A 22,179-nucleotide genomic window follows, 5' to 3' on the forward strand; every position below is an offset into this window, starting at 1 on the left:
GAACCCATGAACGACAGTCGTTTTGCCACGCGTTCGGAGTTGATCGGCATCCTGGTGCTCGCGGTCTTTCTGGTCGTGATCCTGCCGCTCTGCCTCGACGTCTTCCGCCTCAACCTGGTCGCCAAATATCTTACCTACGCCTTCGTCGCGCTGGGACTGGTGATCTGCTGGGGCTATGGCGGCATCCTGAGCTTGGGGCAGGGCGTATTCTTCGGTCTCGGCGGCTACTGCATGGCGATGTTCCTCAAGCTCGAGGCGTCGAGCGTCGAGAACACCAAGATCCAGTCGACGCCGGGCATCCCCGACTTCATGGACTGGAATCAGATCACCGCGCTGCCGTTCTTCTGGAAGCCGTTCCACAGCCTGACCTTCACCATCGCTGCCGTCATCCTGGTACCGGGCCTCTTCGCCCTGATCATCGGTGCTGCGATGTTCAAGCGCCGCGTTGGCGGCACCTACTTCGCGATCATCACGCAGGCGGTCGCTGCGATCCTCACCATCCTGATCGTGGGACAGCAGGGCTATACCGGCGGCATCAACGGTATGACGGATCTCCGCACGCTGAAGGGCTGGGACATCCGTCCCGACCACGCCAAGATCGTGCTCTACTTCTTCGAGGTCGGCCTGCTGTTCGCTTGCATCTTCATCGCACAGTTCGTCCGCCACTCGAAGCTCGGCCGCATCCTAGTGGCGATGCGCGACCGGGAGGACCGGGTCCGCTTCTCTGGCTACAGCGTCGCCAATTTCAAGATCTTCGCCTTCTGCATCGCCGCGATCTTCGCCGCGATCGGCGGCGCGATGTTCGCGCTCAACGTCGGCTTCATGTCCCCGTCCTTTGTCGGCATCGTGCCCTCGATCGAGATGGTGATCTACACCGCGGTCGGCGGCCGGCTGTCGATCCTCGGCGCGGTCTACGGCACCATCCTCGTCAACTTCGCCAAGACCAGCCTCTCCGAGTCGTTCCCCGAGCTCTGGCTGTTCGGCCTCGGCGGCCTGTTCATTGCCGTGGTGCTCGCATTCCCGAATGGCCTCGCCGGCATCTGGGGAGACTACGTCCAGCCGCGGATCAGCAAGCTGATCGGCACGCGCAAGCCGAAGGCGGGCTGGACCGACAGCTCGGTCGCCGACGGCGCACCGGCAGAGTGAGGAGGATCTTATGCTCGTCGGTCACCAGCCCAAACCCTTCCTGCTCTCGGTCGAAGGGCTCACCGTGTCCTTCGACGGCTTCAAGGCGGTCAACGATCTCTCGTTTTATGTCGAGGAGAACGAGATCCGCGTCATCATCGGTCCCAATGGCGCCGGCAAGACCACCGTGCTCGACCTGATTTGCGGAAAGACCAAGGCCACCTCAGGCTCGATCGAATTCCGCGGCAAGGACCTGACCAAGCTGAAGGAGAACCAGATCGTCAAGGCCGGCGTCGGCCGCAAATTCCAGACCCCGTCGATCTACGACGACCTCACGGTGTTCGAGAATCTGGAGATCTCCTATCCGCGCGGCCGCACCGTGTTCGGTGCGCTGACCTTTACCCGCGACGCCGCCGTACGCGATCGGGTCCATGAGGTGGCTGAGATGATCTTCCTTAGGGATCGCCTCAACATGAGCGCGGCGCTGCTTAGCCACGGCCAGAAGCAGTGGCTCGAGATCGGCATGCTCCTGATCCAGGACCCGGACCTGCTGATGCTCGATGAGCCGGTCGCCGGAATGAGCGTGTCGGAACGCGCCAAAACCGCCGAGCTGCTCAACCGCATCATCAAGGACCGCTCGGTGCTGGTCATCGAGCACGACATGAAATTCGTCGAGGACATCGCCCACAAGGTCACGGTGCTGCACCAGGGTCAGATTCTCTCCGAGGGCACGATGGAGAAGGTGAAGAACGATCCGAAAGTGATCGAAGTTTACCTCGGACATTAAGGAGCGCGTCGATGCTGGCAATCAATGATCTTCACGTCGCCTACGGCCAGAGTGAGGTACTGCATGGCCTCAACGTGTCGGTCGCGCCCAACGAGATCGTCGCGATCATGGGGCGCAACGGCATGGGCAAGACCACGCTGATGAAGTCCCTGATGGGGATCGTGCCGACCAAAAGCGGTTCGGTGACCATGGACGGCACCGAGCTCGGATCGCTGCCGAGCTACGATCGCGTCGCCAAGGGGCTCGCTTATGTACCGCAGGGGCGGATGATCTTCTCGACCATGACGGTGAAGGAGAACATCGAGACCGGCCTCGTCGTCTCCGGCGGCTCCGAGGTACCGGAGGATATCTACGAGCTGTTTCCGGTGCTGCTGGAGATGAAGGGACGTCGCGGCGGCAATCTCTCCGGTGGGCAGCAGCAGCAGCTGGCGATCGCGCGGGCGCTCGCGACCAAACCGAAAGTGTTGCTGCTGGATGAGCCGACCGAAGGCATCCAGCCGTCGATCATCAAGGAGATGGCGCGCACCTTGAAGCGCATCCGCGACGAGCGCGGCCTGTCGATCGTCGTCTCCGAGCAGGTTCTGAGCTTCGCGCTCGACATCGCTGACCGCGTGCTCGTGATCGAGAACGGCGAGATCGTGCGTGACGATCCGCGCGACAGCGTCGATGCCGCGCAGATCTCGAAATTCCTGTCCGTCTAATCAGTAAACCAAGGGGAGCATCTCGATGCCAGATACGCTGATCAAGGTCGATCTCACCAAGTCGGCCTATGAAAACGACAAGATCCACAACCGCTGGCATCCGGAGGTTCCGATCGTCGAATGGGTCAGCCCCGGCGACGACTTCATCATCGAGACCGTCGACTGGACCGGCGGCTTCATCAAGAACAACGACTCGGCGGACGACGTGCGCGATATCGACCTGTCGATCGTGCACTTCCTGTCCGGTCCGATCGGCGTCAAGGGTGCCGAGCCCGGCGATCTGCTCGTGGTCGACCTGCTCGACGTCGGTCCTCTCAAGGAGAGCCTGTGGGGCTTCAACGGCTTCTTTTCCAAGCAGAATGGCGGCGGCTTCCTGACCGATCACTTCCCGCTGGCGCAGAAGTCGATCTGGGACATCAAGGGCCTTTATACATCGTCGCGCCACGTACCCGGTGTCAATTTCGCCGGCCTGATCCATCCCGGTCTGATCGGCTGTCTGCCCGATGCCAAGATGCTCGCGGCCTGGAACGCGCGCGAAGCCGAGCTGATTGCGACCAATCCGACCCGTGTACCCGGCCTTGCCAATCCGCCGTTCGCACCGACCGCGCATGCCGGACAGGCCAAGGGTGACGTCAAGGCCAAGATCGGTCTCGAGGGGGCCCGCACCGTGCCGCCGCGCGAGCATGGCGGCAATTGCGATATCAAGGACCTGTCGCGTGGCTCGAAGATCTACTTCCCGGTCTATGTACCGGGCGGCGGCCTCTCGATGGGCGATCTGCATTTCAGCCAGGGCGACGGCGAGATCACCTTCTGCGGCGCGATCGAAATGGCGGGCTGGCTGCACATCAAGGTCGACGTCATCAAGGACGGCGTGGCGAAATACGGCATCAAGAACCCCGTGTTCAAGCCGTCGCCGATCACTCCGAACTACAAGGACTATCTGATCTTCGAGGGTATCTCGGTCGACGAGGCCGGCAAGCAGCATTACCTCGACGTTCACATCGCCTACCGCCAGGCATGCCTGAACGCCATCGAGTACCTGAAGAAGTTCGGCTACTCCGGGGCCCAGGCCTATTCGATCCTCGGCACCGCGCCATGTCAGGGCCACATCTCCGGCGTGGTCGACGTGCCCAACGCCTGCGCCACATTGTGGCTGCCGACAGAGATCTTCGACTTCGACGTGATGCCGTCGGCGGCAGGGCCCGTGAAGCATATCACGGGCGACATCCAGATGCCGATCTCGCCGGACAAGTGATGCCAGCGCGAGGGATGCGGGGCGATGCGCCCCGCGTCCGGCGTCAACAGCGAAGGGAGCGACGATGCCCGTCTATGACTATCTCTGCAATGATTGCGGTCCGTTCACCGACATGCGGCCGATGGCCGAATGCGACGACCCGCAGGACTGTCCGCGCTGCGAGATGGAATCGCCGCGTGTGATCCTCACCGCGCCGGCGTTCTTCTGCATGCCCACAGACAAGCGCAAGGCGCACGCCACCAACGAGCGCAGCAAGCACGCGCCGAAGACGCTCGACCAGTACAAGGCCGCGCACGGTCCGGGCTGCGGCTGTTGCGGGACCGGCAGCAGGAAGAAACCGGGACGGCTCGTCACCAAAAGCAAGAGCGGCGCCGTCGGCTTCCCGACCGCGCGGCCATGGATGATCAGCCACTGACGCTGCGAGCTGAAGAACTCAAACCAGAACAGAAGGGCGTTTCAAATGCTTCACGGTGACATCTCCTCCAGCAATGACGTCGTCGGCGTCGCGGTCGTCAATTACAAGATGCCGCGGCTGCACACCAAGGCTGAGGTGCTCGACAACGCCCGCAAGATTGCCGACATGGTCGTCGGCATGAAGCTCGGCCTACCGGGCATGGACCTCGTCATCTTCCCGGAATATTCGACCCACGGCATCATGTACGACTCCAAGGAGATGTACGAGACCGCTTCGCAGGTGCCGGGCGAGGAGACTGCGATCTTTGCTGAAGCCTGTCGCAAGGCCAAGGTATGGGGCGTATTTTCGCTGACCGGCGAGCGCCATGAGGAGCATCCGCGCAAGGCGCCCTACAACACGCTGATCCTCATGAACGACAAGGGCGAGATCGTGCAGAAGTATCGCAAGATCATGCCTTGGGTGCCGATCGAGGGCTGGTATCCCGGTAATTGCACCTATGTGTCCGAGGGCCCCAAGGGCCTGAAGATCAGCCTGATCATCTGCGATGACGGCAACTATCCGGAGATCTGGCGCGACTGTGCGATGAAGGGCGCCGAGCTGATCGTGCGCTGCCAGGGCTATATGTATCCGGCCAAGGAGCAGCAGGTGATGATCTCCAAGGCGATGGCCTGGGCGAACAATGTCTATGTCGCGGTGGCCAACGCCGCGGGCTTTGACGGCGTCTACTCTTATTTCGGCCACTCCGCGATCGTCGGCTTTGATGGCCGTACGCTGGGCGAGACTGGCGAAGAGGAATACGGCATCCAGTACGCCGGCCTTTCGAAGAGCCTGATCCGCGATGCCCGCCGCAACAACCAGTCGCAGAACCATCTCTTCAAGCTCTTGCATCGCGGTTACACCGGCATGATCAATTCCGGCGAAAGCGCCAAAGGCCTCGCTGCCTGTCCCTACGATTTCTACGCGAAGTGGATCGCCGACCCCGAAGGGACACGCGACATGGTCGAGGCGATGACCCGCCCGATGGTCGGCACCGAGGAATGCCCGATCGACGGGATTCCGAACGAGAAGTCCGCGACGAATTACTAGATCATCTAGCGGCGGGCTTCGGCGAGCGCCGGGGAAATGAGGAAGTTTGCGCCGCGGTAATTGGTGACAACATCAACTCGAGTAGGTCGTCACAGCCACAGGACTTGCTTGCGGTAGGTCAGATCGTTGAGCAGCGGCGCGGCGGGGCCCTCGTGGAACACGGCGCCGCGTTCCAGCGCAAAGACGCGGTCGGCCAGCGCCAACACGAGGTCGAGGTTATGCTCGACGATCACGATCGACATGTGTCGGCGGAGTGCGTCGAACACTTTGAACAGCTCCAGCGTCACCGCCGGTGCGAGACCTTCGAAAGGCTCGTCGAGCAGCAGCAGGCGGACATTGCCCGACATCGCGCGCGCGACCGCAACCATCTGCTGCTCGCCACCTGAGAGATAGTCGGCCGCGACGTTCATGCGCTCCTTAAGGCGTGGGAAGTGGTGCAGGATCTGCTCCTCGTCCCAGACCACGCCGTCGCTGCCGTCGGTCTTGCGGGCGAGGCGGCCGAGCGCGAGGTTTTCCCGCACCGTCATACCGGCGAACAGGCCGCGTCCCTGCGGCACATAGCCGACGCCGCGCCGCGCGATATCGGGGGCGGGAAGGCGCGCGATGTCGGTGCCGCGATAGTCGATGCTGCCTGAGGCCGCCGGCACAAGCCCGGCGATGGATTTGAGCAGCGTCGACTTGCCGGCGCCGTTGCGGCCGAGCAGGGCGACGATCTCGCCTTCGCGCACATCGAGCGCGGCGTCGTTGAGGATATGGCTCTTGCCGTAAAAGGTATTGACGCCGTCGAGCCGCAGCACGGTCGCGTGGTCGCCGGCGTCCGCGTCGCTGCGGCGGTGCTCGACGGCGGGAATGCCCTTGCCGGTATAGATCTCCTGTACCCGCAGGTCGGCCCGCACCGCCTTGGGGCAGTCCGACATCAGGACTTCGCCCTGGTTCATCACTGTCACGACCTGCGAGAAGCCGAGCACGCGGTCGATGTCGTGCTCGACGATCAGCACCGGAATGTTGGCCGCGATGTTCTTGACCAGGTTGGAGACGCGCTCGCGTTCGGCCGCGGCAAGGCCGGCGAGCGGCTCGTCGAGCAGCAGCACCTGCGGCTTGGAGCCGAGCGCGATGCCGAGATCGACCAGCCGCTGCCCGCCATAGGACAGCTCGCCGCCCTCGATCTCCTCGATGCCTTCGAGCCCGAGGAATTTTGTCAGCGCGGCGGTCTCGGCGTGAATGTCCTTGTAAGCGTCGATGTCGTTCCAGATGTTGAAGCGCATCGGCCGCCGCGCCTGCAGCGACAGGCGGAGGTTCTCGTAGATGGTCAGGCCGCGGAACAGATTGGTGATCTGAAACGAGCGCGCCAGCCCCTGATGGCAGATCAGATTGGCCGGCACACCGGCGATGTCGCGGCCCTGCAGGCGGATCGTGCCCTGGTCGGGCGCATAGAGGCCGGAGACCAGATTGAACAGCGTGGTCTTGCCGGCGCCGTTCGGGCCGATCAGCGCATGAATCTCGCCGGCGGCGACCGTGATGCTGGCATTCTCGACCGCGCGGATGCCGCCGAACTTTCGCGAGACGCCGCTGATTTCGAGCACGGTGCCCTTCAACGCCTCCGGCCGCAGGAAGTCGGGCAGCGGCAGGCCGTCATATATCTTGCGCCGGCTCATCGCCGCCGTCTCTTCCGCGGGAGGACGAAGACGCCGCATGATCAGTGCGCCGATGCCGACGAGGCCGCCGGGCGAGTACATCACGAAGGCCACGAAGGTGAGGCCGAACCAGAACAGCCAGTCCGACGTCCAGATCGAGAACAGCTCACGGAACAGAATGAAGAACAGCGCGCCGAGAGCAGGCCCGAGCAGGCTGCGCATGCCGCCGATCACCACCATCGCCAGCAGCTCGCCCGCGAACGGCACCGAGACCGCTTCGGCCGAGACGAGATAGTTGAGGAAGCCGATCAGCGCGCCGGCAAGGCCGGTGACGACCGCCGAGATCACGAACACCGCGAGCTTGTAGCGTTCGACCGGATAGCCCTGGAAGCTCGCGCGCAGCTGGTTCTCGCGGATCGCGACCAGCACATGCCCGAACGGCGAGCGCACGAGCCGCATCAGCACATAGAGCACGGCGAGCCCAATCGCTGCGACCATGATGTAATAGTTGAGCGCGCTGTCGAAGCTGACGGAGCCGATGCCGCCGCGCTTCAACCCGCCGAGCCCGTCCTCGCCGCCGGTGAGGCTCGTCCAGCGGAAGGCGGTGGTATAGACGAGGGCGGCCAGCGCCAGGGTCAGCAGCGAGAAATAGACGCCGCGACGGCGCAGGATGAGCATGCCGATTACGGTCGACGCCATCGCGACCACGATCATCGATCCCAGCAGCGGCAGCCAGATCTCGCCGGGAAAGTATCGGAGCTGGATCAGGCCGGCAGCATAGGCGCCGATGCCGAACCAGGCGCTGTGGCCGAACGAGACGAGACCGGTATAGCCGATGCAGAGATTGAGCCCCATGGTCGCGATCGCGAGACCGACGATCCAGGTTCCGGTGTTCAAGGACAGGCCGACGGCTCTCAGAAAAAAGGGCAGGGCGATCACCGCGACGATCGCGATCAGCAGCGGCTTCAACCGGTCGATGGGCGAGGCGGTTCTCATTCGAATTTCTCGATACGCTCGCCAAGCAGGCCGCGCGGGCGCACCAGCAGCACCAGGAACATCAGGATGTAGATCGAGGCCTCGCCGGCGGCGGGCTCGAAGTGAATGGCGATACCGCGCACCACGCCGACGAGCAGCGCCGAGATGACGACGCCCCAGAAGCTGCCGAGGCCGCCGATCACGACGACGACGAAGGCGATCGTCATGATCTCCGCGCCCATCGCCGGGTGCACGGTGGTGATCGGCGCGAAGAAGGCGCCGCCGAGCGCTGCCATGCCGACGCCGAGCATCACGATCGCGGTCATGTAGGGCTGCAGTCGGATGCCGAGGGCTGCAACCATGTCCGGCCGCTGGATGCCGGCGCGCACCACGCGGCCGAACGAGGTCTTCTGCAGCAGCAGCCAGATTCCGAGCAGCACGGCGGCAACGACAGCGAGGATCAGCAGGCGATAGCGCGAGAACAGGAAGTCGCCGATGATGACCGAGCCGCGGAAGTTTTGCGGGATCTCGGTCGTAACAGGGGCGGCGCCCCAGATCATGCGGATCGCCTGCTCGGCGACCATCGCGAGGCCGAAGGTCACGAGCAGGCTCAGGATCGGATCAGCCGTGTAGAAGCGGCGCAGGATGAAGCGCTCGAACAGGATGCCGAGCAGGGCGACCGCGAACGGCGAGATCACCACGGAGGCGCCGAAGCCGAGGCGCTTGGTCAGCTCGACGCACACATAGGCACCTAACGCATAGAAGGCGCCGTGGGCGAGATTGACGATGCCGCCGACGGAGAAGATCAGCGACAGCCCGAGCGCGATGAGCAGGTAATAGCCTCCGAGCACGAGGCCATTCACCACCTGTTCCAGCAAGAACTCGAACTGCATGTTGCGCCCTTAGCTTTTGATGAAGAACGGCGCCGGCAGGGCCGGCGCCGTCGACGCCCATCGGCCGTGCCGCGCGGATGCGCGTCAGGCTTTCATCTCGCAGGGGTTCTGCTCTTTGGTCGGATAGATCGTCTCCAGCGGATCGTTCGCCGCCGGCACCGCATCGCCCAGCACCAGCATGTCCCACTGGTCCTTCATCTGGTCCTTTGGCTTGACCGTGAAGGGATAGGCCTCCTGCACCAGCTGGTGGTCCCAGCTGCGGAAATAAGCCTTGCGCGCCTTCATGATGTCGAACTGGCTCTGCTTCTCGAAATAGGCGATCAGCTCGCTACTGTCGGTCGACTTCGTCGTGTTGATCGCCTCCGCCAGCAGCTTGAGCGTGATGTACTCGATCCAGGCGTGGTTCTCCGGCGGCTTGCCGTACTTCTTGCTGAAGGCCGCGACGAAGGCCTGCGAGGCCGGATTGTTCAGCGTGTGGTACCAGACCGTCGGCCAGGTGCCGCTGAGGTTGCCCGCGCCCGCCGCCCAGGCGTCGCCGGTGTTGAGATTGAAGCCGACCAGTGGGTAGGGCAGGCCGAACTCGGCATATTGCTTGACGAGGTTGGTGACCTGGTTGCCGGCGAGGTTGCAGCAGACCACGTCGGGCTTTGCTTGCCGCACCTTGAGGAGGTAAGGGCTGAAGTCGGTGACGTCGGTCGCAATCAGCTCATCGCCGATCAGGTTCGCCTCATGCGCGCCGAAGAACGACTTTGCCGCCTTCAAGAGGTCATGACCGAAGATGTAGTCGGCGGTGAGCGTGAAGAACTTCTTGCCCTTCACCATGCCCTTCTGCGACAGCGCGGTGCCGACCGCGTTGACCATCACGGTGTTCGGGATGTCGCAGTGGAACGAGTATTTGTTGCAGTTCTTGCCGCGCAGCGCGTCCGAGCGCGCGCCGGTGGAGAAGAACACCTTCTTGTTGCGCTCGGCGACCTGCATGATGGTGAGCGAGGATGCCGACGAGATCTCGCCGAGCAGCACCACCGCGCCATCCTGCTCCAGCATGCGCTGCGCCTTGGTGGCGGCGGTCGCCGGATTGATCGAGTCTTCCGAGAGCAGGTCGATCTGCTTGCCCAGGATGCCGCCGGAGGCGTTGATCTCCTCAGTCGCGAGCTTCACGCCCAGCTGGGCGTAGCTGCCGATCACGCCGAGAAAGCCGGTGAGCGGCGTCAGGTGTCCGATCCGGATCTTCTCGGCCTGTGCTCTGACGATCGCCGGAAACCCCAGTGCGGACGCGCCAACGAAGGCTGCGCCCGCCCGTAACAACGTCCGTCGCGGGTAGCGGATCATGTCTGTCTCCTCCCGGGTGCATCGTTCTCTCTTCCAAATCGAGTATCCGATATTGTGAGAGACATTTTTTTAATGCTGGAGGATAATCCCGAACGCCATCGCCGGTGTCAACCGGCAAAATCGCCGCTTCGCTTGCAGCTCAGGCTTTTTGCGAGAACGCCTTGTGCGCCCGGTCCTTGGCGCCGAATTCGGCCGATAGGCGGTCGGCGGCGGCCTGCACGATCTGCGCGCCGGCGTGCAGCGCCTGGTTGGAGAGCCGCCAGATTGGACCGGAAATGCCGAGCGCGCCGATCACCTGCCCGGTGAAATCGGTCACGGGCACGGCCACGCATCGCACCTCGGGATTGAACTCGCCGTCGTCGAACGCAACGCCGGTGCGCTGCACCTCGGCGATCTCGCGCGCGAGCACGCCGGCATCGGTGATGGATTTCGGTGTCGACGGTTTGAGCTCTGCGCGCCCCAGGAACCGCTTGAACTGATCGGGACGGAGCGAGGCCAGGATGATCTTGCCGAGCGCGGTGCAATGCGCGGGCCGAACCACGCCGACACGGTCAGTGAGCTGGAACGCGCCGGGACCGCTGGTGCGCGCGATGACGATCACCGCATCGCCCATCCGCACGGCAAAATGGCTGCTTTCGCTGGTCTGGCGCGACAGCTCCTCAAGCACCGGGGTCGCGACATTGACCATCTCGATTTCGTCGAGCGCCGATGCGGCGAGCGCGAACAGCGGCCGTCCGATGCGGTAGCGCTTGTTATCCTTCTCCTGGCGGAGATAGCCGAGCGAGACCAAGGTCTTTGCCAGATGAAACGTGGTGGAGTTGTGCAGGCCGACCAGCTTGCTCAGCTCGGCAAGCCCGATACCCTCGCGATGGCGCGCGACCTGCTCGAGGATCGAGAAGGCGCGGCCGAGCGACTGAACGCCGCCGCTGCGCTGCTTGTCGTCGGCCTCGTCCTCGCCTTCGGCCCCGGGGGCAGGGACCAGTTTGGCAATCGCAGACTTGCGTGCGCTTGCAGGCTTTTCGCTCGTGCTGGGCTTGGTACGAGATCTCAAGGACAAGGCCCCCTTCAGGTTAAGTCCGTCATGACTCCATTGCTGCGACAGTAGCACGCAACGGCGCAACCGTCGGAGTTGAGGCTGCGCGTTTCCTCAAGTGAGTAGCCTATCACAATATAAATTGACGTACAGCATTATGAGAAATACTGTGCCGCGGCCCAGCGACGACCGCCATGTTCCCCGCATCGGTCCATAAGAAGTCGTGGGCCGGCAGGAGACGTTGATGTCGAAGAATATGCTCAATGGCGCCCAGGTCATTGTCGACTATCTGATCCAGGAGAAGGTGCCGCAGGTGTTCGGGCTCTGCGGCCACGGCAACATCCAGTTCATCGATGCGCTGTATGAGCGCTCGTCCGACATCAAGACGATCTCCGTGCACCACGAGAGCGTCGCCGGCTTCATGGCGGACGTCTATTACCGCGTCTCGGGAAAGCCGACTGCAACCTTCACCTCATGCGGTCCCGGCTCGGCGAACTTGCCGATCTCGCTCGCCAACGCGTTTCTCGATTCCGTGCCGTTCATGGCGATCACCGGCAACGTGCCGACCAGCCAGTTCAACCGCGGTGCGTTCCAGGAAATGTATCGGCACCACCAGGCCGACTTTCCGTCCACTGTGCGCACGATCTGCAAAAAGGTGTTTCAGCCGACGCGCGGCGAGATGGTGCCGCTCGCCGTGCGGCAGGCCTGGAAGACGATGGTGACGGGACGGCCGGGACCTGTGGTAGTGGACGTGCCCTTCGACGTCTTCATGGAGTCTGCGGCCGAAGAGGCGCCCAAGGCGATCGAATGGAACGCCAACATCTCCAGCCGCTGCGGCGCCGATCCGGACGGCGTCGAGAAGGCGGTCGACATGCTGCTTTCGGCCGAACGGCCGGTGATGCTGGTCGGGCAGGGCGTGCGCTATGGCGGCGCGGCGGAGGAGTTGCGCAAGCTCGCCGAACGGCTTCAGATTCCTGTTGCGGCGTCAGCCAGCGGGCTCGGCGCACTCGACGTCAACCATCCGCTCGCGCTCGGCCTCGTCGCGCGGGCCGGCCACTACCAGGCCAACCACGCGACACGTCAGGCCGACGTGCTGCTCGCGCTCGGCGTTCGCTTCGACGACCGCACGTCGAGCTCGTGGATCCCCGGCTATTCCTTCACGATCCCGCCGACGAGATTGATCCATGTCGACATCGACCCCGAGGAGATCGGCCGCAACTATCCCGTCGCGCTCGGCCTGATGGCCGATGTGCGCACCTTCCTGCGCCAGGTCCATGCCGAGCTCGACCGCCGCGACAACCTCTTCAAGAAATCCGATGCACGCAAGAAATGGCTGATGCAAATCGACGGCTATCGCAAGGAGTGGGACAAGTTCGTCGCGCCCGGCTTCTCCGATGACTCGACGCCGATCAATCCGCAGCGCGCGGCGGCCGAGATCGACAAGGCGCTGCCGGATGACGCGATCCTCGTCTCCGACATCGGCGTGCATCACAACTGGCTGCTCGGCTTCTGCAAGCCGAAGCGGCCCGACTCGCTGATCGGCTCGATGGGGTTCGGCCCGATGGGTTTTGGCGTCGCCGGCGTGATGGGCGCGAAATTCGCCGCGCCCGATCGTCCCTGCGTGTCAGTATGCGGCGACGGCGCTTTCTTCATGCATGCCAACGTGCTCGGCACGGCGGTGGAATACAATCTGCCCGTGGTCTGGGTGGTCTGGAACAATTACGCCTATGCCTCGATCCGCGGTCTTCAGCGCGGCTATCTCGGTGGACGCGAGCTTGCGACCGACTTCAGGCATCCGGAGACGGGCGAGCGCTACAACCCTGACTTCGCGGCGATGGCGCGCTCCTGCGGTGTCGAGGGCGTGCGGGTCGATCGCGCCGGGGATCTTGGCGAAGCGATCCGCAAGGGCATCGCCGCCAACAAGCCTTATCTGATCGATGTCGACATCGCCGCCGACGTCAATCCGGCCGGCGCCGGCGTCTGGGAATTGCCGGGCCTCGGCCAGAGCAAGGCCGGCATCGGCACGCGCTTCCAGCCGGGCTGATCCAGATCGTCAATCAAAACGTATCGGGGAGATGAAAATGACGCTCGCAGGCAAGAAGGTCGTCGTGATCGGCGGCTCCTCAGGCATCGGCCTTGCCACGGCTGAGCTTGCGAAGGGAGAGGGCGCGGACGTCATCATCGCTTCGCGCAGTGCGGCAAAGCTCGATCCCGTCGCGGAGCGGCTCAAGGTGACGGCGATCCCGGCCGACGTGACCAACGATCAGAGCGTCGCTGACCTGTTCCGCCGCACCGGCCCGGTCGATCACGTCGTGCTGACGGCCGCGCAGCTTCGCACCGGACCATTCAAGACGGTCTCGATGGAGGATGTGCGCGGCACGATGGAAGGCAAATTCTGGGGCGCCTGGCGCGTGGCGCGCGAAGCGGAGATCCGGCCCGGCGGCTCGCTGACATTGGTCACCGGCTTTCTCAGCGTTCGCCCGCGGCCGAACTCGGCGATCATCAGTGCGGCCAATGGCGCGCTGGAGTCGCTGGCCCGTGCGCTCGCGCTCGAGCTTGCGCCGGTGCGGGTCAATGCGGTCTCGCCGGGCGTGGTCGATACGCCGATCCGCGCCGCGATGCCGGAATCGGCGCGCAAGGAGATGCTGGCGAAGACGGCGGCCGCATTGCCGGTCGGCCGCGTCGGCGTGGCGGATGACATCGCCCGGCAGATCGCGAGCTTCATGTCCAACGGGTTTGCCACGGGTTCGATCGTCTATATCGACGGCGGCGCGCTGGTGAACTAGGGAGCAGGATGATGATTGAGGAAACTGGCGGCGCCTTCATCCGCAACATCGCCGAGGTGCCCTGGCGCGAATTTCCCAACCATTTCGGCGGCGCGCTGTCAAAGCCGCTGGTGATGCCGGAGACCGCAGGCTCGCGTCGCATCGACTACCGCATCTCGATGTACCAGCCGATGGCCTATGTCGCGCGGCATCATCACAACGTGCAGGAGCAGGTCTATCACGTCCTCGACGGCGAGGGGCTGATGGAGATCGCTGGCAAGAATTATGTCGTGCGCAAGCACGACGTGATCTTCCTGCCGCCGGGCGTCGAGCACGCGATCTCGAATTCGGGCCTGACGGACTTGGTCTTTCTGGTAGTTACCTCACCCGTTACCGACGGTGAGGGGCCAATCTGACACAGGTGGTGAACGCATTTCCGGAACACGGACAGGCTCCAGCCCAACGAGGCTGCCGTTGACACAAAGCGAACCACCTTTGGTGCTCCTCGACGATCTTCCCTGGTTGTAGTTAGCCCAAATTGGCGGATGAGGGACTGGCGCGAGAGTTCAGGATTTTCAACCAGTTCGTAGGCGGAGCGTGCACAACGTGTGCACCGGGGGATCAGGAAAATTAATAAGGGCCAGCGAGGAAGTCGTTCTCTCTATTGATAAGACGCAAACTCGGGAAGTCAGGAAGCCGCGCGAGGGCAGGGCAAGCGCCGACGGCTCATCGCGATCTGCCCATATGCCGTGCCGCCTTCCTGAGCCGCGTGCCGCGATGAAGTGCAGAGAATTGAACCATTAGTGGCGCTTATGTCGCAAATTTTTACTTCCAATTTTACTTCGCAAAATCCTGTCCCTAGCCTCACGCGCAACTGATTACATCCGCAGCCGGTCAATGCCGATCGGCGAGCGTTCATCGTAACCAATGAGGGTTGCCATGTCTGACAGGGGTAAGGGGACATTCACTTCCGATCCGGCGGAAGCAGACGCGAGGCGTGCGAAAAAGCTGAGCCGGCGCACGCTGTTGAAGGGAGCGGCCGCAATCGCGGGCGCCGCTGCGGGATCGGATGCGATCCGTGGCTTTCCGACCATCTGGGCGCAGGAGATCAAGGACATCGAGTTGCGCCATGTTGGCGTGTCCTATTCGGTGGTGAAGGCGATCGGCGACCAGGCTGCCAAGGATCTCGGCTTCAAGGTGACGATGCAGAACCTCGACACTTCGGCTGCCATCAATCGCTTCATAAGCCAGCCTAATACGGTCGACATCGCCGACCTCGAGGGATGGCAGGCCAAGCTCGCTGCCAAGCGGGCGGTGATCCAGGGCATCGAGGTCAAGAAGATCAAGGAGTTCGACAACATCCTGCCGATCTTCACCAAGGGCGAGATCGACGGGCACAAGATCCCGCGCCAGGGCATCTCGCCCTATGAGGCGATGTACATCTCCAAGCCCGACTCCACCGACCTGCATGACGGCGTCACCGAATGGGCGACGTTTCTGCCGCAGGTCTACAACGCCGACTCCATCGGCTATCGGCCCGATCTGGTTGGTCATGAAGTGACGGAGTGGAAGGATCTGATCGATCCCAAGTTCAAGGGCAAGGCCGCGATCCTCGACGTGCCCGCGATCGGCATCATGGACGCCGCGCTCTGCTTTGAAAGCGCCGGGCTGATCAAGTACGGCAACAAGGGCAATATGACCAAGGAGGAGATCGATTTCACCTGCAACAAGCTGATCGAGCTGAAGAAGCAGGGCCAGTTCCGCGCGACCTGGACCACCTTCGACCAGTCGGTGCAGCTGATGGCGGCGGGCGAGGTGGTGATCCAGTCGATGTGGTCGCCGGCGGTCGCAGCCGTCCGCGTCAAGGAAATTCCCTGCGTCTACGCGCCGGTCAACGTCAAGAATGGCAAGGAAGGCTATCGCGGCTGGTGCAACGGCATGGGCCTGATGAAGCATCTCTCCGGCAAGAAGCTCGATGCGGCCTACGAATATCTCAACTGGTATCTGTCGGGCTGGCAGGGCGGCTTTGTCGCGCGCTACGGCTACTACAGCCCGGTGCCGTCGACCGCGAAGAAATTCCTCACGCCGGCAGAATGGGCATTCTGGTACGAGGGCCAGCCCGCGCCCGAGGTGGTCAACGATCCCTATGGCGTTGCGATGGAGAAGGCCGGCACCAAGCGCGACGGCGGCTCGTTCCTGGATCGCGTCAAGAACATCTCGTGCTGGAACACGCTGATGGACGAAGCCGCCTACATGAACAAGCGTTGGAACGACTTCAAGGTGGCCTGAAACCTGCTTTCCCTGACCTAAACAAGAGCGCCGGCGCCGTCACGCGCCGGTGCGACAAGACCGGTGTCGAGGCGTTCGCTGACATGCAGCCTAGTCCAAGTCCATCGCGCTCCAATCTCGCCGGCTGGCTTTATGTGTCGCCGCTGGTCCTGGTGCTGGTTCCGTTCTTCGTGGCGCCGATCCTGGTCGTGCTGGCCGCGAGCTTCTTCGCCACCGACGGCTTTGGCGGACTGACGCCGGGCTTCACGCTCGCAAGCTATGTCGAGGTGCTGCATTCGGCGCTGACGCTGAAACTGTATCTGGCGACCATCAAGTTCACGGTGCTGACCTGGGTCTTCACGCTGATCATCGGCTTCTTCGTCGCCTACTTCCTGGTGTTCCACGTTCGCAACCAGCTCTTGGCAATCGGCCTGTTCCTGCTGTGCACCGTGCCGTTCTGGACCTCGAACATCATCCGGATGATTTCTTGGATCCCGCTGCTCGGCAAGGAAGGCCTGATCAACCAGGCGCTGCTGGCGATGGGCGTGGTCCGCCAGCCGCTGGAGGTTCTGCTGTTCTCCGACCTTGCGGTGGTCATCGCCTATGTCCACCAGCTCACGATCTTCATGATCGTGCCGATCTTCAACTCCATGGCGCGGATCGACAGGAAGCTGATCGAGGCCGCGATCGACGCCGGTGCCAGCCGTTTCGACATTATGCGCCTGATCGTGGTGCCGATGTCCAAGAGCGGCATCGCGCTCGGCACCATCTTCGTGGTCTCGATCGTGATGGGCGACTTCTTCGTGGTCAAGGTGATGTCCGGCGGCGGCTCGGCCTCCGTTGTCAGCGCGTTCTACGAGGACGTCGGCGTGCTGCAATATCCGACCGCGGCCGCGAGCGCGGTATTGCTCACGCTGGTGCTGGTCGCGATCGTCTCGCTGATCCTGCGCACCGTGGATATCCGGCAGGAGATCACGCGATGAGCGCCGTTCTCGCCGACATGCCCAAATCCGACATGTCCAAGTCGGTCGCGCCCGCGACGACCAAGGCGATCGCGCCGAGCAAAGGTGGCCGGCCCTGGACGTTCTACCTGCTGGCGACGCTGTTCGGGCTCTACGTCGTCGCGCTCTACGGCCCGATGTTCTGCATCTACATCCTCTCGTTCCAGGACATCCGCGGCGGCCTCGTCTTCCCGATGAAGGGCCATTCGCTGCACTGGTTCGTCGATCTCTTCACCCAGGTGCGGACCGGCGACGTCAAGGGCTCGTTCGACCGCTCGATCAAGCTCGCGGTCATCGTCACCGTCATTACGGTGGTGGTGTCATTCCTGGCCGGGCTGGGCTTCCGCAGGCGTTTTCGCGGCGACTCGTTCGTCTTCTACATGATGATCGGCAGCCTGGTTGCGCCCGGTCTCGTGCTCGGCCTCGGCACCGGGCTCCTGTTCCAGGCGCTCGGGCTGAACGCGAGCTGGTACACCTCGGCGCTCGGCGCCCAGCTGTCCTGGACGCTGCCGTTCGGCGTGCTCGTGATGTTCGCGGTGATGTCGCGCTTCAATCACGTCTGGGAGGAGGCTGCCTACGATCTCGGGGCCAGCCGCTGGCAGTCGATCTGGCTCGTAATGATCCCGGTGCTGGCGCCGGGCCTCGTCGCGGTCGCGCTGTTCGGCTTCACGCTGTCCTACGACGAGTTCGCGCGCAGTCTGCAGACCGCGGGCTCGCTGAACACGCTGCCGCTGGAAATCTGGAGCATGACGCTGAACGTCACCTCGCCCTCGCTCTACGCGCTCGGCACGGTGACCACCATCGTCTCCTTCATCGTCATCGGCGCCAGCCTCGGCACCATCGTGCTGATTCAGAAGAAGCGCGGCGGCCGGGCCAAAGGTTGAGCAGGGGTTGAGTCAGGAATGAAGAGCGATCGCGGCGATATCGAACTGGCAGGCGTCTGCAAGAGCTTTGACGGCGTGACCAACGTCGTCGACGGCGTCAACCTCAAGATCGCCGACGGCGCTTATTGCTGCTTCATTGGCCCCTCCGGCTGCGGCAAGACCACGATCTTGCGCATGATCGCGGGTCACGAGGATCCGACCGCAGGCGAGATCGTGATCGGCGGCCAGAACGTGGTGGGCCTTGCGCCGGTGCAGCGGCGCACTGCGATGATGTTCCAGTCCTACGCGCTGTTCCCGCATCTGACGGTCCGCGAGAACATTGCCTTCGCCCTGCGGGTGCGGGGTCAGTCCAAGGCCGATCGCCTGCGCGCCGCAGACGCCATGATCGAGAAGGTGCGGCTGACGCAATTCGCCGACCGCCTGCCGGCCCAGCTCTCGGGCGGCCAGCAACAGCGGGTGGCGCTGGCGCGTGCGGCGATTACCGAGCCGCGCGTGCTGCTGCTCGACGAGCCGCTGTCGGCGCTCGATGAGCAGCTCCGGGTCCAGATGCGCCAGGAGTTGCGACGGATGCAGCAGGAGCTCGGCATCACCTTCATCCACGTCACTCACACCCAGCTCGAGGCGATAGCGCTGGCCGACCTCGTCGTGGTCATGGAGCAGGGCAGGATCAAGCAGGCAGGACCGGCGCGCGAGGTCTATGCCCATCCACACGACCGCTACGTCGCCGAGTTCATGGGCGGGCAGAACGTGCTGTCGGGTCGGGTCGAGAAGGTCAACGGTGCGAGCTTCACGCTGGCGCAGGCTGCTCCCTCCGGCATCGAGGTGCCGCTTCTGGCTCGCCCGACCGTCAGCGTCGGCGACAAGGTCGATATTGCTGTGCGTCGCGATGACGTCGCGCTGGTCCGGCCGGGCAGGGAGCTGCCGCCTGGCTGCACCGCGTCGCTGCCGAGCCGCGTGCTCGCGATCGAATACCAGGGCTATTTCGTGAAGGTCATGCTCGACACGGTGCCGGACGACGATTTCGTCGCCTATGTGCCGGAAAAGACCTTCTTCGCAGATCCTTTCACCGTCGGCGATGTCGTGATGGCCACGTGGGCCACCGGCAGCGCGTTGCCACTCGCCTAGAGACCCGTCGCGCAGGAGTATGACCGTGCAGATATCCTTTACACTCAACGGCCGGCCAACCACCGTGGACCTCGAACCGGCGACGCTCGTCGCCGAGCTGCTGCGCGAGCAGCTCAATCTCACCGGCACCCATATCGGCTGCGACACCAGCCAGTGCGGCGCCTGCGTGGTGCATCTCGACGGACTGCCCGTGAAAAGCTGCACGCTGCTGGCGCCCGCGCTTGACGGCGCGACGCTGCTGACCATCGAGGGCCTGAAGGGCGCGCCGGGCTCGAACAGGATGCATCCGATGCAGGAAGCGTTTCGCGAGCATCACGGCCTGCAATGCGGCTTCTGCACGCCCGGCATGCTGATGACCGCGGTCGCACTTGCCACCGAGAAACCGGACCTGACGGAAGCCGACGTCCGTCACGGCCTTGAAGGCAACATCTGCCGCTGTACCGGCTATCAGAACATCGTCGTCTCGGTCATGGCCGGCGCCGCCGCCATGAATGCCGCCAAGGGAGAGTGATTATGGGCAATGTGATCGGCATCGGCGCCGCACCGAAGCGGAAAGAGGACCAGCGCTTCCTCACCGGCCGCGGCAATTACGTCTCCGACATCAAGCGCCCGGGCATGACATCAGGCGTGTTCGTGCGCTCGCCCCATGGCCATGCGGTGCTGCGCGGCATCGACAAGAGCGCGGCGCTGGCCTCGCCCGGCGTCATCGCGGTGCTGACCGGCGACGATGTTTCCGACGACGGACTGGGCTCGCTGCCCTGTGGCTGGGGCATCGCCGACGCCAAGGGCGTGCCGATGAAGGAGCCGCCGTTCCCGATGCTGGCGCAGGACAGGGTGCGCTTCGTCGGGGACATGGTGGCGTTCGTGATCGCAGAAACGCCGGAGCAGGCCAATGCGGGTGCCGAGCTCCTGAAGATCGACTACGAGGTGCTGCCCTCGGTGGTCGGTGTGCTCGAGGCGATCCGACCAGATGCGCCGCAGTTGTTTGACGATGTGCCGAACAACATCTGCTGCGACTGGGAGCTCGGCGACAAGGCTGCGGTCGAATCCGCCTTCAGGAAGGCGGCGCATGTCGCAAAGCTCAGCCTCGTCAACAACCGCCTCATCGGCAATCCGATGGAGCCGCGCGCGGCGATCGCCGAATACGAGCCCGGTACCGACCGCTACACGCTGTGGACCACCAGCCAGTTCCCGCACGTCGTGCGCTTCCTGATGGGCGCGCTGGTGCTGAACATCCCGCAGCACAAGCTGCGCGTGGTCGCGCCCGATGTCGGCGGCGGCTTCGGCGTCAAGCAGTTCCACTACGGCGAGGAAGCCGTGATCACCTGGGCGGCCAAACGGGTGATGCGGCCGGTGAAATGGGTCGCGAGCCGTTCCGAAGGCTACGTCTCCGATCGCCACGGCCGCGATCACGTCACCGAGGCCGAGCTTGCGCTCGACGAGACTGGAAAATTCCTCGCGTTCCGGGTCAAGACGCTGGCCAATATGGGCGGCTATCTATCGACGTTCGGTCCCAATATTCCGACCAACCTCTATGGTCCGCTGCTGGGCGGTGTCTACACCACGCCTGCGATTTACTGCAATGTGAAGGTGGTCTTCACCAACACCGTGCCTGTCGACGCTTATCGCGGCGCGGGCCGGCCCGAGGCGACCTTCGTGCTGGAGCGTATGGTCGACGTCGCAGCCGCCGAGATGGGGATCGATCGCGTCGAGATCCGCCGCCGCAACATGATCCCGAAGGAAGCCTATCCGTACCAGACGCCGGTGCTGGTGCAGTATGATTCCGGCGATCCCATGGGCTGCCTCGACGGCGCATTGGTCGCCGCCGACGTCAAGAATTTTGGCGTACGCAAGGCGGCCTCCGCCAGCAAGGGCAAATTCCGCGGGCTGGGTTACTCCACTTATGTCGAAGCCTGCGGCCTCGCGCCGTCGCGCTTTGCAGGGCGGCTTGGCGCGCGCGGTGGTCTCTATGAAAGCGCCACGGTGCGGGTGCATCCAACCGGCCAGGTGACGGTCATGATCGGCACGCACAATCATGGCCAAGGCCACGAGACGACCTTCGCGCAAATCGTCTCAGACAAGCTCGGCGTCGCGTTTGAGAATGTCGACATCGTGTTCGGCGACACCGACCGTGTGCAGTTCGGCATGGGCACCTACGGCTCGCGCTCGCTGGTCGTTGGGGGCGCCGCGCTGTCGAAGGCGACCGACAAGGTGATCGTCAAGGGCAAGAAGATCGCCGCGCATCTGCTCGAAGCGTCCGAGGCCGACATCCAGTTCGAGGCCGGAAAATTTTCCGTCGCCGGCACGGACCGCATCAAGACGTTCGAGGAGATCGCGGGCGCCGCCTATGTGCCGCACGACTATCCGCTCGAGGTGCTGGAGCCGGGGCTCGAGGAGCAGGCCTATTACGATCCCGTCAACTTCACTTATCCCGGCGGCTGCCACATCGCCGAGGTCGAGGTCGATCCGGAGACCGGTACGGTGGCGCTCGTCAACTACACGGCGGTCGACGATGTCGGGACGGTCATCAACCCGATGATCGTCGAGGGCCAGCTGCACGGCGGCATCGTGCAGGGCGTCGGCCAGGCGCTGTTCGAGAACGCGGTCTATGACGAAGGCTCGGGCCAGCTCCTTTCAGGCTCACTGATGGATTACTGCATGCCGCGCGCCGATCATCTGCCGATGATGAAGGTGGCGACCCACTCCACGCTCTGCACACACACACCGATGGGCGTGAAAGGCTGCGGCGAGGTCGGCACCATCGGTTCGCCCGCCGCCGTCATCAACGCCGTGGTGGATGCGCTGTCGCATCTCGGCGTCACCCATGTCGACATGCCGGCGACACCGAACCGGATCTGGCGGTTGCTGCAAAACGCATCGCTGCCGGTGGCCGCGGAATAGGG

General features: G+C 63.7%; 19 protein-coding genes. 15 read left to right on the forward strand and 4 right to left on the reverse strand.

Going from position 1 to position 22,179, the window contains the following annotated elements; all coding sequences use genetic code 11:
• Window positions 1-6: 6 nt before the first annotated feature.
• The 6 genes from urtC (at window position 7) to WN72_RS18730 (ending at window position 5,369) form a co-directional block, all read left to right on the forward strand.
• Window positions 7-1,146: an urea ABC transporter permease subunit UrtC gene (urtC, locus tag WN72_RS18705; RefSeq protein ID WP_092218935.1), complete on the forward strand. Its 1,140-nt coding sequence runs from the start codon at window positions 7-9 to the stop codon at window positions 1,144-1,146.
• A gap of 10 nt (window positions 1,147-1,156) precedes the next feature.
• Window positions 1,157-1,912, forward strand: a complete 756-nt coding sequence (urtD, locus tag WN72_RS18710) for an urea ABC transporter ATP-binding protein UrtD (RefSeq protein ID WP_092218937.1) — start codon at window positions 1,157-1,159, stop codon at window positions 1,910-1,912.
• Window positions 1,913-1,923: 11 nt separating this feature from the next.
• Window positions 1,924-2,613 carry an urea ABC transporter ATP-binding subunit UrtE gene (gene urtE, locus WN72_RS18715; protein ID WP_027557092.1) on the forward strand — a complete coding sequence of 230 codons (690 nt, stop codon included), beginning with the start codon at window positions 1,924-1,926 and terminating at the stop codon, window positions 2,611-2,613.
• Window positions 2,614-2,638: 25 nt separating this feature from the next.
• Entirely contained in the window at window positions 2,639-3,868 is a 1,230-nt protein-coding gene (fmdA, locus tag WN72_RS18720; protein WP_027557093.1) for a formamidase, read from the forward strand.
• A 64-nt stretch (window positions 3,869-3,932) separates the two neighbouring features.
• The gene (locus WN72_RS18725) at window positions 3,933-4,283 is read left to right on the forward strand and encodes an FmdB family zinc ribbon protein (protein ID WP_092218939.1); all 351 of its coding nucleotides are present in this window, start codon (window positions 3,933-3,935) and stop codon (window positions 4,281-4,283) included.
• Window positions 4,284-4,328: 45 nt separating this feature from the next.
• Window positions 4,329-5,369, forward strand: a complete 1,041-nt coding sequence (locus WN72_RS18730) for an aliphatic amidase (protein WP_092218940.1) — start codon at window positions 4,329-4,331, stop codon at window positions 5,367-5,369.
• Window positions 5,370-5,458: 89 nt separating this feature from the next.
• Here WN72_RS18730 and WN72_RS18735 read toward each other — a convergent pair whose 3' ends face one another.
• The 4 genes from WN72_RS18735 to WN72_RS18750 all read right to left on the reverse strand — a co-directional run bounded on the left by WN72_RS18735 (window position 5,459) and on the right by WN72_RS18750 (window position 11,251).
• Window positions 5,459-7,999 (reverse strand): branched-chain amino acid ABC transporter ATP-binding protein/permease, encoded by a 2,541-nt coding sequence (locus tag WN72_RS18735; protein ID WP_092218942.1) that lies wholly within the window; start codon window positions 7,997-7,999, stop codon window positions 5,459-5,461.
• Window positions 7,996-8,871 (reverse strand): branched-chain amino acid ABC transporter permease, encoded by an 876-nt coding sequence (locus WN72_RS18740; RefSeq protein ID WP_027557097.1) that lies wholly within the window; start codon window positions 8,869-8,871, stop codon window positions 7,996-7,998. The genes WN72_RS18735 and WN72_RS18740 overlap by 4 nt, the downstream gene beginning before the upstream one ends.
• Window positions 8,872-8,955: 84 nt before the next feature.
• Entirely contained in the window at window positions 8,956-10,200 is a 1,245-nt protein-coding gene (locus WN72_RS18745) for an ABC transporter substrate-binding protein (RefSeq protein WP_092218945.1), read from the reverse strand.
• Window positions 10,201-10,339: 139 nt separating this feature from the next.
• Entirely contained in the window at window positions 10,340-11,251 is a 912-nt protein-coding gene (locus WN72_RS18750; RefSeq protein WP_244553935.1) for an IclR family transcriptional regulator, read from the reverse strand.
• A 226-nt stretch (window positions 11,252-11,477) separates the two neighbouring features.
• Here WN72_RS18750 and WN72_RS18755 point away from each other — a divergent pair, with 226 nt between their 5' ends.
• From WN72_RS18755 to WN72_RS18795, 9 genes are all read left to right on the forward strand, one after another.
• A complete protein-coding gene (locus WN72_RS18755; protein WP_092218961.1) occupies window positions 11,478-13,277 on the forward strand; it encodes a thiamine pyrophosphate-binding protein in 1,800 nt (599 codons plus the stop codon).
• Window positions 13,278-13,314: 37 nt separating this feature from the next.
• Entirely contained in the window at window positions 13,315-14,019 is a 705-nt protein-coding gene (locus WN72_RS18760) for an SDR family oxidoreductase (protein ID WP_092218963.1), read from the forward strand.
• 11 nt (window positions 14,020-14,030) lie between these two features.
• Window positions 14,031-14,414 (forward strand): cupin domain-containing protein, encoded by a 384-nt coding sequence (locus tag WN72_RS18765; RefSeq protein WP_092218965.1) that lies wholly within the window; start codon window positions 14,031-14,033, stop codon window positions 14,412-14,414.
• Between the two features lie 523 nt (window positions 14,415-14,937).
• The gene (locus WN72_RS18770) at window positions 14,938-16,287 is read left to right on the forward strand and encodes an ABC transporter substrate-binding protein (RefSeq protein ID WP_027557103.1); all 1,350 of its coding nucleotides are present in this window, start codon (window positions 14,938-14,940) and stop codon (window positions 16,285-16,287) included.
• Window positions 16,288-16,370: 83 nt separating this feature from the next.
• Window positions 16,371-17,249 (forward strand): ABC transporter permease, encoded by an 879-nt coding sequence (locus WN72_RS18775; RefSeq protein WP_092218949.1) that lies wholly within the window; start codon window positions 16,371-16,373, stop codon window positions 17,247-17,249.
• Window positions 17,246-18,151, forward strand: a complete 906-nt coding sequence (locus WN72_RS18780; RefSeq protein WP_092218951.1) for an ABC transporter permease — start codon at window positions 17,246-17,248, stop codon at window positions 18,149-18,151. The genes WN72_RS18775 and WN72_RS18780 overlap by 4 nt, the downstream gene beginning before the upstream one ends.
• A gap of 18 nt (window positions 18,152-18,169) precedes the next feature.
• Window positions 18,170-19,276, forward strand: coding sequence for an ABC transporter ATP-binding protein (locus tag WN72_RS18785; protein ID WP_092218953.1), 1,107 nt, complete (start codon window positions 18,170-18,172; stop codon window positions 19,274-19,276).
• A gap of 19 nt (window positions 19,277-19,295) precedes the next feature.
• Window positions 19,296-19,787, forward strand: a complete 492-nt coding sequence (locus WN72_RS18790; protein WP_194483028.1) for a (2Fe-2S)-binding protein — start codon at window positions 19,296-19,298, stop codon at window positions 19,785-19,787.
• 2 nt (window positions 19,788-19,789) lie between these two features.
• Window positions 19,790-22,177 (forward strand): xanthine dehydrogenase family protein molybdopterin-binding subunit, encoded by a 2,388-nt coding sequence (locus WN72_RS18795; protein ID WP_092218955.1) that lies wholly within the window; start codon window positions 19,790-19,792, stop codon window positions 22,175-22,177.
• Window positions 22,178-22,179: the final 2 nt, after the last annotated feature.

It is taken from the genome of Bradyrhizobium arachidis (genome assembly GCF_015291705.1).
Lineage (GTDB): Bacteria > Pseudomonadota > Alphaproteobacteria > Rhizobiales > Xanthobacteraceae > Bradyrhizobium > Bradyrhizobium arachidis.

What these genes read in the sequence shown, in the direction of transcription:
- WN72_RS18780 (WP_092218951.1), top strand. Translation starts at nt 17,246, where the DNA reads ATGAGCGCCGTTCTCGCCGACATGCCCAAATCCGACATGTCCAAGTCG.
- urtE (WP_027557092.1), top strand. Translation starts at nt 1,924, where the DNA reads ATGCTGGCAATCAATGATCTTCACGTCGCCTACGGCCAGAGTGAGGTA.
- WN72_RS18785 (WP_092218953.1), top strand. Translation starts at nt 18,170, where the DNA reads ATGAAGAGCGATCGCGGCGATATCGAACTGGCAGGCGTCTGCAAGAGC.
- WN72_RS18735 (WP_092218942.1), bottom strand. Translation starts at nt 7,999, where the DNA reads ATGAGAACCGCCTCGCCCATCGACCGGTTGAAGCCGCTGCTGATCGCG.
- WN72_RS18730 (WP_092218940.1), top strand. Translation starts at nt 4,329, where the DNA reads ATGCTTCACGGTGACATCTCCTCCAGCAATGACGTCGTCGGCGTCGCG.
- urtC (WP_092218935.1), top strand. Translation starts at nt 7, where the DNA reads ATGAACGACAGTCGTTTTGCCACGCGTTCGGAGTTGATCGGCATCCTG.
- WN72_RS18775 (WP_092218949.1), top strand. Translation starts at nt 16,371, where the DNA reads ATGCAGCCTAGTCCAAGTCCATCGCGCTCCAATCTCGCCGGCTGGCTT.
- WN72_RS18770 (WP_027557103.1), top strand. Translation starts at nt 14,938, where the DNA reads ATGTCTGACAGGGGTAAGGGGACATTCACTTCCGATCCGGCGGAAGCA.
- WN72_RS18795 (WP_092218955.1), top strand. Translation starts at nt 19,790, where the DNA reads ATGGGCAATGTGATCGGCATCGGCGCCGCACCGAAGCGGAAAGAGGAC.
- WN72_RS18740 (WP_027557097.1), bottom strand. Translation starts at nt 8,871, where the DNA reads ATGCAGTTCGAGTTCTTGCTGGAACAGGTGGTGAATGGCCTCGTGCTC.
- WN72_RS18725 (WP_092218939.1), top strand. Translation starts at nt 3,933, where the DNA reads ATGCCCGTCTATGACTATCTCTGCAATGATTGCGGTCCGTTCACCGAC.
- WN72_RS18765 (WP_092218965.1), top strand. Translation starts at nt 14,031, where the DNA reads ATGATTGAGGAAACTGGCGGCGCCTTCATCCGCAACATCGCCGAGGTG.
- fmdA (WP_027557093.1), top strand. Translation starts at nt 2,639, where the DNA reads ATGCCAGATACGCTGATCAAGGTCGATCTCACCAAGTCGGCCTATGAA.
- WN72_RS18790 (WP_194483028.1), top strand. Translation starts at nt 19,296, where the DNA reads ATGACCGTGCAGATATCCTTTACACTCAACGGCCGGCCAACCACCGTG.
- WN72_RS18760 (WP_092218963.1), top strand. Translation starts at nt 13,315, where the DNA reads ATGACGCTCGCAGGCAAGAAGGTCGTCGTGATCGGCGGCTCCTCAGGC.
- WN72_RS18745 (WP_092218945.1), bottom strand. Translation starts at nt 10,200, where the DNA reads ATGATCCGCTACCCGCGACGGACGTTGTTACGGGCGGGCGCAGCCTTC.
- WN72_RS18755 (WP_092218961.1), top strand. Translation starts at nt 11,478, where the DNA reads ATGTCGAAGAATATGCTCAATGGCGCCCAGGTCATTGTCGACTATCTG.
- urtD (WP_092218937.1), top strand. Translation starts at nt 1,157, where the DNA reads ATGCTCGTCGGTCACCAGCCCAAACCCTTCCTGCTCTCGGTCGAAGGG.